We start from the raw sequence: 16,181 nt of genomic DNA on the forward strand, positions 1-16,181 counted from the left end.
AAAAAGCTAATGGCCCACAGCGCGTTGCCTGGGGGCCATGGATATTCAAGGGTTACGCGGCTGGGGCTTTCGCCTCCTGCAGCAGTTGCTGAATCATCTTTTCCTGCGTCTCGTAGCGACCTTCTCCGAAGTGGGTGAAACGCACTTGCCCTTTGGCGTCGATCAGGTAGTGCGCAGGCCAGTACTGGTTATCGAAGTTGCGCCAGATCGCGTAGTTGTTATCGATGGCTACCGGGTAAGTGATGCCGAGCTTTTTCACCTGATCCCTGACATTGCTGATGATGCGTTCAAAACCGTATTCCGGGGTGTGGACGCCGATTACCACCAGGCCATCCTTCTCGTACTTCTGCGCCCAGTCCTTCACGTAAGGCAGGGTGTGCTGGCAATTGATGCAGTCGTAAGTCCAGAAATCGACGAGCACCACTTTGCCTCTGAGCGATTCACTGGTCAGTGCGGGCGAATTGAGCCATTCCACCGCGCCGGACAGCGACGGCATCGGGCCTTGGGCGTTGTCGAGGGTGGGTTCGGCCTTGGCCTTGCTTACCAGGTATTCGACGACTTTGGGGACGCTTTGCAGCACGCCTTTTTCCAGCACGCTGACGCCTTCGGACGACGCCCCGGCCAACAGCGTCTTGTCGGCACCGGTAGAAATCATCAGCGCTGCGGCCAGAACCGCAAAACCGGTGACGCGCCGCAGCCAACCCGTGACCGGAATCGAGGCCTTCAGGCGATTGACTAAACCGCGTCCGGCGAAAATCAGCGTACCCAACGACAGTGCACTGCCCAGGCCGTAGGCCACCAGCAGCAGGCTGGTTTGCGCATTGGCGCCTTGCAGCATGGCGCCGGTCAGGATCACACCGAGGATAGGCCCGGCGCACGGCGCCCAGAGCAGGCCGGTGGCGACGCCGATCATCAGCGAACCCAGCGGCCCGGACATTTTGCGCGTCTTGGGGTCGAGGCGATTGCCCAGTAACACGAACGGGCTGGCCAGCCAGCCACTGATTCGCGCCGAGATCAGCGACAAGGCAAACAGCGCCATCACCACCAGTGCCACATGACGCCCGGTGTTGTTGGCCTGAATCACCCATTCACTGCTGACCACGGCCAGGCTGGAAACCAGCGCGAAGGTCAGGACCATGCCACCAAGGGTAAGCAGGATCGAGGAGCGTGTGCGGTCGATACCGGCGAACAGAAACGGCACGACCGGCAGGATACAAGGGCTGAGGACGGTCAATAAGCCGCCCAGGAATGCGATGAGGAACATAAGGGTCTCCTGATGAAATGTGGGCCGGGCTCAGTTATCGCTGTGGCACTCAGCAAATTTGCGGTAGTTCAGGATCTCGGTCTTGCCCTGCGAATTCAGGTAGGTCAGTTGGGCATCGACAATGCCGCAGGCCGCCCCGGCATCCTCTGTCAATGCCACCACTTTCTGGATGTCCAGATGCGTGCCGTAGGTGTAGGTTTGCGGCGTGACGTCGGCTTCGGCGCGGGCCGAGAAGGTGCAGATATTCAGGGCGGCAAACAGGCAAGTGGCATAGAGGGTATTGGTGTTCATGGTCGTTTCCTCAAGGCTTCAAGGGTTGGGTCGTTCAGTTGAGCCGAGGCGCTTGGGTTGGCCTCGATGTGGCTCATTAGAAGCCCGCGAGGTATCTCGCCTGTGTCAAAAACAGGCGCGGATAAATCGGTTCGTATCAGGACCCCGTCCCGATACACAGCCATACAAAACCTAGGAAATTGTTGTTTTTGCCTCTGCATGTATCCTTCGCCACAGCAGATACACTGCAATACAAACCGCCGCGGGCGAACGGGCTCAGCCTCTATAGACTGAGCCGCAATTTCCAATGACAGAGGCTTGGCCCATGGAACACGTTGATCACATCCTCATCGTGGACGATGACCGTGAGATTCGAGAGATGGTAGGCAACTACCTGAAGAAGAACGGCCTGCGCACGACCCTGGTTGCCGATGGCCGCCAGATGCGCTCGTTTCTCGAGGCCACGCCGGTGGACCTGATCGTGCTGGACATCATGATGCCCGGCGACGATGGCCTGGTGCTCTGCCGCGACATTCGCGCCGGCAAACACAAGGCCACGCCGGTGCTGATGCTGACCGCCCGCAACGACGAAACCGACCGCATCATCGGTTTGGAAATGGGCGCCGACGATTACCTGGTCAAGCCGTTCGCCGCCCGTGAATTGCTGGCACGCATCAATGCTGTGCTGCGCCGTACGCGCATGCTGCCGCCCAACCTGGTCGTTACCGAAACCGGACGGTTGCTGGGGTTCGGGCGCTGGCGCCTGGACACCTCCGCCCGCCATCTGCTTGATGAGGACGGCACCATGGTCGCCCTCAACGGCGCTGAATATCGCCTGCTGCGGGTGTTCCTCGACCATCCGCAACGAGTACTCAATCGCGACCAGTTGCTCAACCTGACCCAGGGCCGTGACGCCGACCTGTTCGACCGTTCCATTGATCTGCTGGTCAGCCGCCTGCGCCAACGCCTGCTTGACGATGCCCGCGAGCCGGCTTACATCAAAACCGTACGCAGCGAGGGGTATGTCTTCTCGCTGCCGGTGCAAGTGCTTGGAGCACCGGCATGAAGCCTTCGCTGCATTGGCCTCGTACCCTCATCTCGCGGCTGTCGTTGATCTTTCTGGTAGGGCTGACCCTCGCGCAGGCCTTGTCCTTCGGCGTGCAGTATTACGAGCGTTACGAAACCGCGAAAAACACCATGCTCGGTAACCTGGAAACCGATGTGTCGACGTCCATTGCCATCCTTGATCGCTTGCCCGCCGAGGAACGCATGAGTTGGTTGAAACAACTGGATCGACGCAATTACCGCTATTTGCTCGACGAAGGCTCGCCAGGCACCGCCCTGCGTGACACGCCGATTGCAGTGACCTCGATCAAGGAGGCTATCGGCAAGGATTACCCGATGACCGTGACAGACATTCCCGGGCCTATCAAACATTTCCAGGTCCATCTTAAACTGGCCGACGGCAGCCCGGTGACCATCGACGTGCGCCCCTCGATGGTGCCATTGTCGCCGTGGCTGCCGGTGGTTTTGCTGGGCCAGTTGGCCTTGATGATTCTATGCGCGTGGCTGGCTGTGCGCATTGCCATACGCCCGCTGACCCGCCTGGCCCAGGCCGTGGAGAACCTCGATCCTAATACTCACCCGGTGCATCTGGATGAACAAGGCCCGACCGAAGTCGCACACGCGGCCATCGCCTTCAATGCCATGCAGGCGCGCATTGCGGCCTATCTGAAAGAACGCATGCAACTGCTGGCGGCGATTTCCCACGACCTGCAAACCCCGATCACGCGCATGAAGCTGCGTGCCGAATTGATGGACGACTGCGGCGACAAAGACAAATTGTGGAATGACCTCGGCGAGATGGAGCATCTGGTGCGTGAAGGCGTTGCCTATGCCCGCAGCGTGCATGGCGCCACCGAGGAAAGCCGCCGTACCGATCTTGATTCATTCCTCGACAGCCTCGTGTTCGACTACCAGGACATGGGCAAGGACGTGCGGCTCAGCGGCAAAAGCAACGCAGTGATTCACACGCGGCCCCACGCGCTGCGCCGAGTGCTGGTAAACCTCACGGATAACGCGCTCAAATTCGCCGGTGCCGCGCAGCTGCGGGTCGAGCCGGAGGAGGGCGACAGCCTCTCGGTGACCGTGATGGATCGTGGTCCCGGCATTGCCGAAGAGGAGCTGGCCCGTGTGATTGAGCCATTTTACCGCGTGGAAAATTCGCGCAACCGCAGCACCGGCGGCACGGGCCTGGGCCTGGCTATCGCCCAGCAACTGGCACAAGCCCTCGGCGGCACCCTCACCTTGAGAAATCGCGAAGGCGGCGGACTGTGCGCTGAACTGAGATTACCGACGCGCTTATCGTAGGAGGCGCCAATCATGCAGGATACGTTCAATCTTCCCCGTTTCGTCGAGGCTCAGCGCCTGGTGTTCAATCGAGGCATGGACGAGCTGCGCGCGGGCCGCAAGACGAGCCATTGGATGTGGTTCGTCTTCCATCCATTGCAGGGGCTGGGTCGCTCCGCTCAAAGCTGATCCTTTATCCGGCTAGCCATCAATAAAGGCTGCCTGCTCACCCCCGACTCCCTGCACCACTCAAGCGCAGACATACCAAACCAGCGACGAAACGCCCGCGAAAAAGTGCTGACATCGGCGTAACCCAGCAGATGCGCCACGTCTGTAAGACTGATTGTCGGAACCAGCAGGTAATTGCGCGCCAGTTGCTGGCGAGTCTCATCCAGCAACTGCTGAAAAGACGTATTTTCTTGAGCCAAGTGGCGCTGCAAGGTTCTTGGGGTGACTGCCATGCAATCGGCCACCTTGTCGATCGTTGCACGTCCGCTGGGCAACAAGTTACGCAGCAATTGCCTGACGTAGCCAGGTATCGCGTCTGTCGACAAGCGCTCTATACCTGATAGATGTCTAGCGAAAATCTGATGTAATGCTTCGCTGGCGCGATCCAGTGGTTGCGCCAGCACGCATGCGTCAAATAGCAGACCCGTATGCGCTGCTGAGAACGTTGGTGTGATACCCAGTGCCTGGCGATAGCCCCACTCATCGGCAAGAGGCGGATGACGGAGCATTACCGCCTCAGGTTGCCATTGATCCCCGGCCAACGTGAGCATCAGTTTTAAACCGACACCACACGCCAGTTCTTCTGCTTGAGGCAATCCGACAATCGACATCTCATCGGTTCGATAGCTCAGCAACGCGACGCCTTTCACAACCTCCAAATCAACCTGTGCTGCGCCGTTGTACAGCCCGAAATTCGCGCGCAGCTCGAGCAATGCATCGCCGATGGTTCGAGCGTTGTGGATCAGGAAAAACATATCACCGAAGACGTCGACACCTTGGTGGAGCCCGAATTCCAGGCCGAACAATGCGTTATTCGAACGCTGCTGGCACATTTGCAACAAGCTGCAATATTGTTGGAAGGAGAGGATATCTTCCGGGCGCTGCAGCGACATCGCAGGCACAGAGGCCTGTCGCAGTATACGGCTCGGGTCCAGACCCTGACGCCGGGCAAATTGATCGAACCCTGCCAGACTGATTGCACGAATGAATGGATTGGACGCCATGTTTTACCCAAGAGTTTGTTGCATGCGCTGCTTCCACTTCTGCGGGCTGACGCCATTCCAGCGCGTGAAAGCCCGGGAAAAGGTGCTCAGGTCGGCATAACCCAACATACCTGCCACCTGTGTCAGGCTGATCGATGAGTCGCAGAGGTAGCGTGCGGCCATCGTCTGGCGCGTTTCGTCCAGCAGCTCCTGAAATCGCGTGTTTTGTGCCCGAAGATAGCGTTGCAAGGTGCGCGGGCTGATCATCATGTACTTGGCCATGTCGCGAAGTGTGACCGGACCATTGGCAAGCTCATTGCATAGCCTTTTTTGCACATACGACGGAAGTTCTTGCAGTGTTACGCGCGCTAACTCGTCGATTTGTTGCTGGGCTAATAGTTGACACCTGACGTCTGTAGCTCCGAGAGGTCTGGCCAGTAACGACTCATCGAAAACCCAGGCATTGACGGCGCTGTCAAAGCGCGGAGGGACACCCAGCAGCGTGCGATAGGCAATGCGGCTGGCCGGAGCGCTGTGGCGCAACATCAGAGCTCTCGGTTTCCAGGCGTGCCCCAGCAGTTCGCGGAGCAAGCATGCGGCAACTCCCATCGCCAGCTCCACTGTCTGACGTACTGAGGCCAACGTACCGTCAATGACTTCGTACACAAGAAGGGCGCTACCGCCTCGGCGTTCAAGGCGCACTAGTGCGCCGTCACTGTGTATATGGAAATAGCGTGTCAGCAGATTCAGCGACTCGCCCACATTGGCCGCGTTACGCATGGCGTACAGCAGAGTGCCTAGACTTTGCGTGCCTTGGTGCAAGCCTAACTGTAAGCCGAACAAGGGATTGCTCGACCGTAACGCACATAACTGGACCAACGCATTGAATTGCGCGCCGGATATTTGAGCGTTCAGCGGCTCTTCGGGCAGGTCTACCTCCGCCAGCGCCGAAACCGGATCAATCCCCTGACTGGTAGCAAACGCCTTGAAACCAAGCAAAGCAACACCACGCACTGTGGACATCATCTGAGCCTCTCGAATGAAATACAGCCTTTGGCCTGAAAAGTATTGGCACGATATGCAAAATCTCTGGCGCGATATGCAAAGCTTTCACCCTTGTCCCGAGACCACACTCGAACGACCAATAACAAAAGACCTGCGTTCGGCCCAAGGCTGGACGATGGAGGGATACGATGCGTCGGTTTCTGTTCGCTTTGCTGGTGATCGCACTGATTTCGGGTGCGCTGTATGTTCAGCCACGGCCCGCTGACCACAATGTTGTTCATCATTCCAATCACCCGCCGGTTGCCAGCATCAGCGATGCCTTCACGCATTTCTGAGGACTGAAGCGTTCTCCTGAACAGAGGCGTGCTCGCGAAACTCGCCACTAGAGAGTGCTCCGTGCAGGAACATTTGCTCCAGCGTTCGGGCCGACTCGGCGTTGGCTGCACGCCCGCGCTGTTCGGCATCCACCAAGCCGTAGACCAGGGTGATGAACAGCTCGGTAAAAATCGCTGCGCTAATGTCGATGCGAAACAGTCCTCTTTGCTGACCTCTGAGGAAGAACTCGTCTAGCGCCGCCAGGTAAAACTGCCAGCGTGTGTCACCCCGTTCGAAGTCGAGGAAGTCTGGGCGGTATTGCGCCATAAGAAAGGCAAGCAATTCGCGATGAGCCAAGTGCTCGCGGATCAATCGACGCAGCGCGTCCAAGGGCTGCAGATGCTGCAAACCGGCGCTGCGGATAATCAGATTGAGCGTACTTTCGGCGTACTCCTCCAGTCTCTGCCCTAGATTTTCCCGTGTCCCACAGTAGCGGTGCAGGGTCGCTTTGCTCATGCCCGCCAGTTGCGCCAGCTCTTTCATTGTCGCCCGGGGGCGATTGACAACCGCCATAGTCAGCGACTTGAGCATTTGTTCATCATGGGAATTGGGTGTCATCACCACGCCTTTAGCGATGTTTATACAGGGATCACAATATTCTCATATGAGACAATGTTGACTCATTAGAGTTTGCAAAGTAGCATCCGCACCAAGTTCAATCAAGCCTTGGGTGAGAGATGGGAAATTTGCGTGCGATAGGGATGGCAGGCTCGCTGGCAGCGGCCATTGCGCTGGCCGGGTGTGGGCCGTCGAATGAACAAGCGGACGTGGCCGAAGTGGTGCGTCCTGTAGAGGTGCTGGCAGTAAAGACGGAGCCTCTAGCTCTGACTTCGGATTTGCCGGGCAGGGTAGAGCCCATGCGAGTCGCCGAGGTGCGCGCGCGCGTGCCAGGCATCGTGATGCAAAAGCGTTTTGAAGAGGGCGCGGATGTCAAAGCCGGGGACCTGCTGTTCCAGATCGACCCGGCGCCGCTAAAGGCGGCCTTGTCGCGAGCAGAGGGTGAATTGGCCCGCACCCAGGCCGTTGCACTTGAGGCACAGGCGCGGGTCAAGCGCTATGAACCGTTGGTGAAGGTCGAGGCGGTCAGCCAGCAAGACTTCGACAGTGCCATGGCCGACCTGCGCAGCGCCCAGGCGGCCACGCGCTCGGCTCAGGCCGATCTGCAAAGCGCGCGCTTGAACCTTGGTTATGCTTCGGTGACTGCACCGATTTCCGGTCGTGTCGGCCGTGCACTGGTAACCGAAGGTGCGTTGGTCGGTCAGGGTGACGCGACGTTGATGGCGCGGATTCAGCAACTTGATCCGGTCTATGTCGATTTCACTCAATCTGCCGCCGACGCGCTGCGCCTGCGCGAATCGCTCAAGGGCGGAAAACTCTCCGCTGATGACAGTAAAACGTTGTCGATTCGTGTCGACGGCACCGCTTTTGAGCGTCAGGGCGCACTGATGTTTACCGATATCGCCGTTGATCGCGGCACCGGGCAGGTGTCATTACGCGGCAAGTTCGCCAACAGCGACGGCGTGTTGCTGCCGGGCATGTTCGTGCGCGTGCGCACGCCTCAAGGCACCGACAAGCAGGCCATTCTCGTGCCCCAGCGCTCGGTGCAGCGCGGCAGCGATGGCGGCGCGCAGGTCATGGTGGTCGGCGCCGACGGCCGCGCCGAAGCGCGCAATGTGGTGACCGGTTCCATGCAAGGTTCGCGCTGGCAGATCAGTGAAGGCCTGAAGGCTGGCGATCAGGTGATTGTCAGCGGACTGAGCGGCCTGCAACCAGGTGCCATGGTCGTACCCGCCCAGCCCCAAGCCCAGGCTCAGTCGCCTGAGTCGCACCAGTAAGGGCGCCGTCGCCGCGAGGATATTCCGATGTCTCTGTTTTTTATCAAACGCCCGAACTTCGCCTGGGTGGTAGCGCTGTTCATTTCTCTGGCCGGTCTGCTGGTCATTCCGATGCTGCCGGTAGCGCAGTACCCCAACGTCGCGCCGCCGCAGATCAAGGTGACGGCGACCTATCCCGGTGCTTCTGCGAAGGTGCTGGTGGACTCGGTCACCAGCGTGATCGAAGAGTCGCTCAACGGTGCGAAGAACCTGCTGTATTTCGAGTCGACCAACAACTCCAACGGTATCGCCGAGATTGCGGTGACGTTCCAGCCGGGCACTGATCCGCAGCTCGCTCAGGTTGACGTGCAAAACCGCCTGAAAAAAGCCGAAGCGCGGATGCCGCAAGCCGTGCTGACCCAAGGTCTGGAGGTGGAGCAGACCAGTGCTGGTTTCCTGCTGATCTATGCGCTGAACTATAAGGAAGGCACCCAGCACAGTGACACCACCGCACTGGGCGACTACGCCGCGCGCAATATCAACAACGAGCTACGCCGGGTTCCGGGCGTCGGCAAGCTGCAGTTCTTCTCCTCTGAAGCGGCGATGCGCGTCTGGCTCGACCCGCAGAAACTGGTGGGCTACGGGCTATCCATCGACGACGTCAGCGCGGCCATCCGTGGCCAGAACGTGCAAGTGCCGGCTGGCAGCTTCGGCAGTACGCCGACCAGCAGCCAGCAGGAACTGACCGCCACCCTGGCGGTGAAAGGTACGCTGGATAATCCGGAAGAATTCTCTCGTATTGTCCTGCGTGCCAACGAGGACGGTTCGACGGTCAAACTGGGCGACGTCGCCCGCGTGGAAATCGGTCAGGAAAGTTACAACTTCAACTCGCGCCTGAATGGCAGACCCGCCGTGGCAGCGGCGATCCAGTTGTCGCCGGGCGCCAACGCGATCCAGACCGCAACTGCGGTCAAGCAGCGCCTGGCCGAACTGTCGGCCTACTTCCCGGATGATGTGGAATATTCCGTTCCTTACGACACCTCGCGTTTCGTTGATGTCGCGATCGAGAAGGTGATTCATACCCTGATCGAAGCGATGGTCCTGGTCTTCCTAGTGATGTTCCTGTTCCTCCAGAACATCCGCTACACCTTGATTCCGTCGATCGTGGTACCGGTGTGTCTGCTGGGCACGCTGCTGATGATGTACGTGCTGGGCTTCTCGGTGAACATGATGACCATGTTCGGCATGGTGCTCGCCATCGGCATTCTGGTGGACGACGCCATTGTCGTGGTGGAGAACGTCGAACGGATCATGGCCGAGGAGGGCTTGTCGCCGGTCGACGCCACGGTGAAAGCGATGGGGCAGGTATCGGGCGCGATCATCGGTATCACCCTGGTGCTGTCGGCGGTGTTCATGCCGCTGGCATTCATGTCCGGCTCGGTCGGTGTGATCTACCAGCAATTCTCGGTATCGCTGGCGGTGTCGATTCTGTTCTCCGGGTTCCTCGCGCTGACGTTCACCCCGGCGCTATGCGCCACGCTGCTCAAGCCGATTCCACAAGGGCACCATGAAAAGCGCGGCTTCTTCGGCGCCTTCAACCGTGGCTTTGCCAAGCTCACCGATCGCTATTCAGTCCTTAACAATGGGCTGGTGGCGCGTTCCGGCCGGATGATGTTGGTGTACCTGGGCATTATCGCCATGCTCGGTTACTTCTACCTGCGCCTGCCGGAATCGTTTGTGCCGGTGGAGGACCAGGGCTACATGATCGTCGACGTCCAGCTGCCGCCGGGCGCGACCCGTACCCGTACCGAATCGACTGGCGAACAACTGGAGCGTTACCTGGCTACCCGTGACGCGGTTCAGTCGACGTTCCTGGTGTCCGGCTTCAGCTTCTCCGGGATGGGCGATAACGCAGCGCTGGCATTCCCGGTGTTCAAGGACTGGTCGGAGCGTGGCGAAGATCAATCGGCCATGGCAGAAGTCAATGCGCTGAACGAGCAATTTGCCGTGGCCAACGACGGTGCGGTGATGGCCGTGCCACCGCCGCCGATTGACGGTCTGGGCAACTCCGGTGGTTTCGCCCTACGCCTGCAGGATCGTGCCGGCCTGGGCCGGGAAGCGTTGCTCGCTGCTCGTGATCAGGTGCTTGGTCAGGCCAACGGCAACCCGAAAATCCTCTACGCGATGATGGAAGGCTTGGCGGAGTCGCCTCAACTGCGCGTGGTGATCGACCGTGACAAGGCGCGCACCCTGGGGGTGAGTTTTGAATCGATCAGCAGTGCGTTGTCTGCTGCTTTCGGTTCGGAGGTGATCAACGACTTCACCAACGCCGGCCGCCAGCAGCGCGTGGTGGTGCAGGCCGAGCAGGGCGACCGAATGACTCCGGAGAGCGTGCTCAAACTGTACGTACACAACACCGCAGGCGATCTGGTGCCGCTCAGTGCCTTCGTCACCACGCATTGGGAGGAAGGTCCGGTGCAGGTAGTGCGCTACAACGGTTATCCGTCGGTGCGCATCGTCGGTGATGCCGGGCCGGGCTACAGCACCGGTGAAGCCATGGCGGAAATGGAGCGTATCGCCGCGCAGTTGCCGGCCGGTTTCAGCTACGAGTGGACCGGTTTGTCCTACCAGGAGAAGGTCTCCAGCGGTCAGGCCACGCAACTGTTTGCGCTGGCCATTCTGGTGGTGTTCCTGCTGCTGGTGGCGCTGTACGAGAGCTGGGCGATTCCGTTGACCGTGATGCTGATTGTGCCAATCGGCGCCATCGGTGCGGTACTCGCGGTGATGGTCGCCGGCATGCCTAACGACGTGTACTTCAAGGTCGGTTTGATCACCATCATCGGTCTGGCGGCGAAGAACGCGATTCTGATCGTCGAGTTCGCCAAGGAACTCTGGGAGAAAGGTTACAGCCTGCGCGACGCCGCGATCGAGGCCGCACGGCTGCGCTTCCGGCCAATCGTGATGACCTCCATGGCCTTCATCCTCGGCGTGGTGCCGCTAGCACTGGCGACCGGGGCAGGGGCTGCAAGTCAGCGGGCAATCGGTACCGGTGTGATCGGCGGCATGCTCAGCGCGACACTGCTGGGTGTGTTGTTTGTACCGATCTGTTTTGTCTGGGTGCTGTCGATGTTGCGCAGTAAACCGGCTCCCATTGAACAACCCGCTTTGGCTCAGGAGTGACACATGCGTATTTCAGGATTTTCTACGCTGGTGATCGCCATGTTGTTGGCCGGTTGCTCGTTGGCGCCGACCTATGAGCGGCCCGTCGCACCGATTGCGGACAACTGGGCGGGCGAGTCGTTGAAACAGGGCGCTCCGATCAACCAGTTGGCGTGGCAGTCGTTCATCGTCGATCCCGACCTGCGCCGTCTGGTGGGTGTTGCGCTGGCTAACAACCGCTCGTTGCGCCAGACCCTTTTGGACATCGAGCAGGCCCGGGCGCAGTACCGCATTCAGCGGGCCGATCGGGTTCCGGGGCTGAATGCAAGCGCGTCCGGCAATCGCCAGCGCTTGCCGTCGGACCTGGCCAGTGACGGCCGGGCAGGGGTGACCAGCCAGTATCAGGTCGGTCTGTCGCTGCCCGAATACGAGCTGGATCTGTTTGGCCGGGTAAAGAGCCTCAGTGACTCTGCGCTGCAGGAATACCTGGCCACCGAAGAAGCAGCCCGCGCCGCGCAGATCGCGCTGATCGCTGAAGTCAGCCAGGCCTATCTGGTTCACGACGGCGCCCAGCGTCGGCTGGAGTTGACCCAACAAACCCTGAGCAGCCGCGAATACTCGTTCGCGCTGATCAGTCAGCGCCGCTCCAGCGGCACGGCGACTGCGCTGGATTATCAGGAAGCTCTGGGGCTGGTGGAACAGGCGCGGGCCGAACAGGAACGCAATCTGCGCGAGAAGCAGCAGGCGTTCAACGCGCTGGTTTTGCTGCTGGGCACAAAGGACGCGGGCAAGGTGATTCCCGAGCGGCTGACGACGCAGCCGATGCTGGTGCAAGACATCGCTGCGGACACCACGTCGACGCTGATCGAGCGCCGGCCGGATATTCTTGCGGCCGAGCATCGACTGCAAGCGCGCAATGCCGATATCGGCGCGGCACGGGCGGCGTTCTTTCCGCGTATCAGCCTGACCGGCAGCTTTGGTACTTCCAGCGCGCAGATGTCCGGTCTGTTCGACGGCGGTTCGCGCTCCTGGAGTTTCGTACCGAACCTCTCGCTGCCGTTGTTCGATGCTGGTCGCAACAGTGCCGGGCTGAGCCTGGCCGAAGCCCGCAAGGATTCAGCTGTGGCGGCCTACGAAGGCACGATTCAGACGGCGTTCCGCGAGGTCGCCGATGCATTGGCTGCCACCGACACCTTGCGCCGGGAGGAGGCCGCGCGCCGCGCACTGGCCAATACCAGCACTGAAACCCTGAGTCTGGCCAAGGCCCGATATGAAGGCGGTGTCGACAGCCACCTGCGTTATCTCGATGCGCAGCGCACCAGTTTCGTCAACGAAACAACGTTTATCGAGGTCAGCACGCAACGCCAGATTGCTCTGGTCGATCTGTTTCGTTCGCTGGGCGGAGGTTGGTCCACGCCGACAACCGTTAGATAACGCCTGACAAGAGCTCCTTTGGTTGGCGCATCCAACCGCCTTTGCCCCGTAGACCGAAAGGTCTCGGGGCTTTTTTTTAGGAAATCGAGTAAGGCTTACAACACACTCGCTGCGCCGGCCGCGCCATGCAGGAACATCTGTTCCAGCACATTGGCCGAGTTGGCACTGGCCGCGCGCCCACGGCGCTCGGCATCAACCATGCCGAAAATCATGGTCAGGAACAGCTCCGTGAAAACCGCGGCGGTGACATCGATGCGAAACGCGCCCAGTTGCTGGCCACGCAGAAAAAAAGCATCCAGAGCGTCAGCATAAGTCTGCCAGCGGTCGCCCTCACCATTGACCGCAAACGTGTCGGGGCGGTACTGAAAGAGCAGGAAAACCAGCATTTCCCGATGCGCGAGATGCTCGTTGATCAAACTGCGCAACGCCTGTACCGGCTCGCCGTGCAACAGGTCGGTGGTGGTGGTGATCTGGTTCAGCACCGTCTCACCGTGGCTTTCCATCATCTGCACCAGGTTGTCACGGGTGCCGCAAAAGCGATGCAGCGTAGCCTTGCTGACGCCAGCCGCTTCAGCCAGTTCCTTGAGTGTCGCCCGAGGGCGATCAACGATGGCCAAGGCCAGCGCCTTGATGAGTCGTTCGTCTTGAGGAGTCAGGGTCATCAGTCGGTCTCGAATCGAATTTCAATCCGCCGAATTGTGCAGGAAAAGCTCATTACTGCAACGAAAACCACCGAAATAGAGCAAATGACTTCATCTGAGACAGTTTTTGTTCATCACGGGATCGGCGTTGCGCACCGTTCGAATGTCATGAACTGTAAAAAGCCTGTCGCGATCTGATCCCCATGCGGCGTCTGGGCAAGGATCGACTCAGTGACTGGCCACCAACAAGGCCAGCGCAGTGCAAGCAGTCTCGGTTTCGGCTCGCAATCGATCCAGATCACCGTGGGCCGACCAGGCAATGGTCAGCCCGTCTACCAGTTGGATCAGCAAGCGGCTGGTCGCCTTTAAAAACGCTTCGCTCAACTCAGTTCCCATGGCACGCTGCAGCGCCTGCTCGGTGGCTTCAATGGCCACCGAGTAAATCTTGCTGGCCATTTGCGGGTCATTGCGCATTGCCCAGAAGAACAACTCGGTCTGCGCCCTGGCCGCATCCGGATGACCGATGAACCAGGTGATCAACTGCCGCAGAACTTCGGCTGCCGTCGCCGCAGCAGTGGCCCCGGCCGGTACCTGTTCCAGCGCTTGCGGTGGCAGGCTGAACAGCGATTCGTAGACCGCATAAAACAGGTCGTTCTTGGTATGGAACACGTAATGCAACGAAGCCAACGGACAGCCGGCTTGCGCCGCAATACGGCGGGTCGTGGCATTGGCTACGCCATGCTCGGCGATCACTCTGATCGTTGCTTCGACGAAATCCTGCCGGCGTAATTCAGCGCCCATTCTGGCCATAGTTCAGCATTCTCCTTTATTCCTGGCGCCCCATAACGACAAGGGCGATGTCGACGCTTGCGGATCCTACAGCAACAAATCGCCACGCGTCATGAATGGAAAGGGGGTGTGCAACGGCTGCACCAATAATGGTAACAACTGTTTCGTTATTTCCCGAATGGGTGCGTTTCGGCGAAACAAACGGAAACATCCTCCGGCAGTTTTATCGCGCTGTATACCCCGCGATCGCGCAATCGATTGATAAGAAACGACTAATTCCCGCTCTGTGGATCTTGGCACCGGGCTTGCTTTGATTACTCGACTTGGTCATTTGATCAAGTCAGTTGATTAGGTTAGCGCAGGCAACGGGTTGCCACCGTAAAGACGACCCCGTTGCTGATCAAGGCCCACGAGGATCCCTCCCATGAACACAGTGATTGAGCGCCCCCATAACAATTTTTCTACCGGCGTCGTAATCCGGCACCTAGTCGCAGCCGTCGCCGCCTCAGCGTTTTTCTGTACGGCACAGGCGGCAGACAAGGATCCTGCATTGCTCGGCAGCAAACTGACGCCGCTGGGAGGCGAGGCCGCCGCCAGCGCCGACGGGGTGATTCCCGCCTGGACAGCGCCCGGTCCTCAAGGTGGCAGTTGGAGCCACGGCCAGGTGCGCGGCCAGCAATGGAAATTCAAGGATGACAAACCGCTGTTCAGTATCGACTCGGGCAATGTCGCGAAGTACGCCAGCAAGCTTTCACCTGGGCAGGTGGAAATGTTCAAGAAGATTCCGGGCTACCGCATGGACGTGTACCCGACGCGGCGCAGTTGCGGCGTGCCGGATTTCGTCGCGGACAACACCAAGAAGAACGTTGGTTTCGCCAAGCTCGACGGCGACGGCCTAGCGTTGCAGGAAGCCTACGTGCCGGGCATTCCGTTTCCATTTCCAGTCTCGGGCGCCGAGGTGATGTGGAACATGAAAATGCGCTATCGCGGCGTTGGCTTCGATATGTCGAAAACCGTTTCCGGAATTTCGCCACGCAAGGGCAGTGAAGATTGGCTGCGAACCTCCACCGACTGGTTCATGTACACACCATGGGGCGTGAAGGGCAGCGCGCTGTTCTCGTCATTCGATCGTCTGGAAGTCGCCACTTACTTCAGCTACACCGACCCCGCCGCACTGGCCGGACAAGCCGGGGTGGTCACGACCAAGGCGGGCGAGCAAGCCACCACGTTCTATTACTTCCCGGGCCAGCGCCGCGTGCGGCGCATGCCGGCGTATTCCTACGATGCACCGCAAATCGGTCTGGACAATCAATACACCATCGATGAATCCAACGTGTTCTTCGGTCCCATGGACCGCTTCGACTGGAAGCTGCTGGGCAAGCAGGAAATGCTTGTGCCCTACAACTCGTTCGGGGCCTACGACAACTCGGCGAAGATCGAGGAGGTGGCCAAGCGCGACTTCATCGCTCCCGAATCACGTCGCTATGAGCTGCACCGCGTGTGGGTGGTCGAGGCGACCGTCCGCCAAGGCATGCGCCATCAGGCGCCGAAGCGTCTGTTCTACATCGACGAAGACAGCTGGAACGCGCTGATGGCGGTGGACTACGACAAGCAGGGGCAAATCTGGAAGGTCCGCGAGGGTTACACGATCCCGGTGTACGAGACCGGCACCTGCGACATGGAAGCCCAGGCGCAATACAACCTGGTTGACGGTCGCTACCTGTACGACATGACCTCCATTGGCACCGGCAAGAACGACCATCGCTGGCTGACCGACGGGGCGAGCAATCCGCGCCTGAAACGCGACTTCTACACCTCCGACAACCTGCGCGCCACCAGCGAACGCTGATAGCGGCTTTCGGGAACAGAC

Annotated in this window: 15 protein-coding genes; 8 read left to right on the plus strand and 7 right to left on the minus strand. The window is 59.6% G+C overall.

Annotated elements, in window-relative coordinates:
* Positions 1–52: 52 nt before the first annotated feature.
* Entirely contained in the window at positions 53–1,264 is a 1,212-nt protein-coding gene (locus J1G33_RS14690; protein ID WP_223018292.1) for a cytochrome c biogenesis protein DipZ, read from the minus strand.
* A gap of 30 nt (positions 1,265–1,294) precedes the next feature.
* The gene (locus J1G33_RS14695; RefSeq protein WP_116667504.1) at positions 1,295–1,555 is read right to left on the minus strand and encodes a DUF2790 domain-containing protein; all 261 of its coding nucleotides are present in this window, start codon (positions 1,553–1,555) and stop codon (positions 1,295–1,297) included.
* 304 nt (positions 1,556–1,859) lie between these two features.
* On the opposite strand from J1G33_RS14695, the gene J1G33_RS14700 reads away from it, so the two are divergent.
* The 3 genes from J1G33_RS14700 to J1G33_RS14710 are packed head-to-tail and all read left to right on the plus strand — an operon-like array spanning position 1,860 to position 4,072.
* Positions 1,860–2,600: a response regulator gene (locus J1G33_RS14700; protein WP_223018293.1), complete on the plus strand. Its 741-nt coding sequence runs from the start codon at positions 1,860–1,862 to the stop codon at positions 2,598–2,600.
* Positions 2,597–3,904, plus strand: a complete 1,308-nt coding sequence (locus J1G33_RS14705) for a HAMP domain-containing sensor histidine kinase (RefSeq protein WP_223018294.1) — start codon at positions 2,597–2,599, stop codon at positions 3,902–3,904. The genes J1G33_RS14700 and J1G33_RS14705 overlap by 4 nt, the downstream gene beginning before the upstream one ends.
* Positions 3,905–3,916: 12 nt before the next feature.
* Positions 3,917–4,072 carry a DUF1810 family protein gene (locus J1G33_RS14710; RefSeq protein ID WP_248135790.1) on the plus strand — a complete coding sequence of 52 codons (156 nt, stop codon included), beginning with the start codon at positions 3,917–3,919 and terminating at the stop codon, positions 4,070–4,072.
* Here J1G33_RS14710 and J1G33_RS14715 read toward each other — a convergent pair.
* The gene (locus J1G33_RS14715) at positions 4,063–5,115 is read right to left on the minus strand and encodes an AraC family transcriptional regulator (protein WP_223018295.1); all 1,053 of its coding nucleotides are present in this window, start codon (positions 5,113–5,115) and stop codon (positions 4,063–4,065) included. The genes J1G33_RS14710 and J1G33_RS14715 overlap by 10 nt on opposite strands.
* A 3-nt stretch (positions 5,116–5,118) precedes the next feature.
* A complete protein-coding gene (locus tag J1G33_RS14720) occupies positions 5,119–6,117 on the minus strand; it encodes an AraC family transcriptional regulator (protein WP_248135792.1) in 999 nt (332 codons plus the stop codon).
* A gap of 170 nt (positions 6,118–6,287) precedes the next feature.
* Here J1G33_RS14720 and J1G33_RS14725 point away from each other — a divergent pair, with 170 nt between their 5' ends.
* On the plus strand, positions 6,288–6,434 hold the full coding sequence (locus J1G33_RS14725) for a hypothetical protein (protein WP_223018297.1): 147 nt from the start codon (positions 6,288–6,290) through the stop codon (positions 6,432–6,434).
* Here the strand turns inward: J1G33_RS14725 and J1G33_RS14730 are convergent.
* Entirely contained in the window at positions 6,421–7,032 is a 612-nt protein-coding gene (locus tag J1G33_RS14730; protein WP_223018298.1) for a helix-turn-helix domain-containing protein, read from the minus strand. The two genes, J1G33_RS14725 and J1G33_RS14730, sit on opposite strands and share 14 nt — an antisense overlap.
* Positions 7,033–7,151: 119 nt before the next feature.
* Here J1G33_RS14730 and J1G33_RS14735 point away from each other — a divergent pair, with 119 nt between their 5' ends.
* Genes J1G33_RS14735 through J1G33_RS14745 form a run of 3 tightly spaced genes read left to right on the plus strand, consistent with a single transcriptional unit; the run spans position 7,152 to position 12,881 of the window.
* A complete protein-coding gene (locus J1G33_RS14735; protein ID WP_223018299.1) occupies positions 7,152–8,309 on the plus strand; it encodes a MexC family multidrug efflux RND transporter periplasmic adaptor subunit in 1,158 nt (385 codons plus the stop codon).
* 27 nt (positions 8,310–8,336) lie between these two features.
* A complete protein-coding gene (locus tag J1G33_RS14740; RefSeq protein WP_223018300.1) occupies positions 8,337–11,468 on the plus strand; it encodes an efflux RND transporter permease subunit in 3,132 nt (1,043 codons plus the stop codon).
* A 3-nt stretch (positions 11,469–11,471) separates the two neighbouring features.
* Positions 11,472–12,881 carry an efflux transporter outer membrane subunit gene (locus tag J1G33_RS14745; protein WP_223018301.1) on the plus strand — a complete coding sequence of 470 codons (1,410 nt, stop codon included), beginning with the start codon at positions 11,472–11,474 and terminating at the stop codon, positions 12,879–12,881.
* 95 nt (positions 12,882–12,976) lie between these two features.
* Here J1G33_RS14745 and J1G33_RS14750 read toward each other — a convergent pair whose 3' ends face one another.
* Together J1G33_RS14750 and J1G33_RS14755 are read right to left on the minus strand one after the other, a co-directional pair.
* Positions 12,977–13,543, minus strand: a complete 567-nt coding sequence (locus J1G33_RS14750) for a transcriptional regulator (protein ID WP_223018302.1) — start codon at positions 13,541–13,543, stop codon at positions 12,977–12,979.
* A 207-nt stretch (positions 13,544–13,750) separates the two neighbouring features.
* The gene (locus J1G33_RS14755) at positions 13,751–14,332 is read right to left on the minus strand and encodes a TetR/AcrR family transcriptional regulator (RefSeq protein WP_223018303.1); all 582 of its coding nucleotides are present in this window, start codon (positions 14,330–14,332) and stop codon (positions 13,751–13,753) included.
* Positions 14,333–14,735: 403 nt separating this feature from the next.
* Between J1G33_RS14755 and J1G33_RS14760 the strand changes: the two genes are divergently transcribed.
* The gene (locus J1G33_RS14760; protein WP_212614297.1) at positions 14,736–16,160 is read left to right on the plus strand and encodes a DUF1329 domain-containing protein; all 1,425 of its coding nucleotides are present in this window, start codon (positions 14,736–14,738) and stop codon (positions 16,158–16,160) included.
* Positions 16,161–16,181 lie beyond the last annotated feature (21 nt).

Source organism: Pseudomonas sp. P867 (genome assembly GCF_019891455.1).
GTDB classification, from domain to species: Bacteria; Pseudomonadota; Gammaproteobacteria; order Pseudomonadales; family Pseudomonadaceae; genus Aquipseudomonas; species Aquipseudomonas synxantha_A.

Excerpts from the sequence above, each read along its gene's own strand:
- J1G33_RS14695 (WP_116667504.1), bottom strand. The coding sequence starts at position 1,555 with ATGAACACCAATACCCTCTATGCCACTTGCCTGTTTGCCGCCCTGAAT.
- J1G33_RS14740 (WP_223018300.1), top strand. The coding sequence starts at position 8,337 with ATGTCTCTGTTTTTTATCAAACGCCCGAACTTCGCCTGGGTGGTAGCG.
- J1G33_RS14725 (WP_223018297.1), top strand. The coding sequence starts at position 6,288 with ATGCGTCGGTTTCTGTTCGCTTTGCTGGTGATCGCACTGATTTCGGGT.
- J1G33_RS14760 (WP_212614297.1), top strand. The coding sequence starts at position 14,736 with ATGAACACAGTGATTGAGCGCCCCCATAACAATTTTTCTACCGGCGTC.
- J1G33_RS14700 (WP_223018293.1), top strand. The coding sequence starts at position 1,860 with ATGGAACACGTTGATCACATCCTCATCGTGGACGATGACCGTGAGATT.
- J1G33_RS14730 (WP_223018298.1), bottom strand. The coding sequence starts at position 7,032 with ATGACACCCAATTCCCATGATGAACAAATGCTCAAGTCGCTGACTATG.
- J1G33_RS14715 (WP_223018295.1), bottom strand. The coding sequence starts at position 5,115 with ATGGCGTCCAATCCATTCATTCGTGCAATCAGTCTGGCAGGGTTCGAT.
- J1G33_RS14705 (WP_223018294.1), top strand. The coding sequence starts at position 2,597 with ATGAAGCCTTCGCTGCATTGGCCTCGTACCCTCATCTCGCGGCTGTCG.
- J1G33_RS14745 (WP_223018301.1), top strand. The coding sequence starts at position 11,472 with ATGCGTATTTCAGGATTTTCTACGCTGGTGATCGCCATGTTGTTGGCC.
- J1G33_RS14735 (WP_223018299.1), top strand. The coding sequence starts at position 7,152 with ATGGGAAATTTGCGTGCGATAGGGATGGCAGGCTCGCTGGCAGCGGCC.
- J1G33_RS14720 (WP_248135792.1), bottom strand. The coding sequence starts at position 6,117 with ATGTCCACAGTGCGTGGTGTTGCTTTGCTTGGTTTCAAGGCGTTTGCT.
- J1G33_RS14750 (WP_223018302.1), bottom strand. The coding sequence starts at position 13,543 with ATGACCCTGACTCCTCAAGACGAACGACTCATCAAGGCGCTGGCCTTG.
- J1G33_RS14690 (WP_223018292.1), bottom strand. The coding sequence starts at position 1,264 with ATGTTCCTCATCGCATTCCTGGGCGGCTTATTGACCGTCCTCAGCCCT.
- J1G33_RS14755 (WP_223018303.1), bottom strand. The coding sequence starts at position 14,332 with ATGGCCAGAATGGGCGCTGAATTACGCCGGCAGGATTTCGTCGAAGCA.
- J1G33_RS14710 (WP_248135790.1), top strand. The coding sequence starts at position 3,917 with ATGCAGGATACGTTCAATCTTCCCCGTTTCGTCGAGGCTCAGCGCCTG.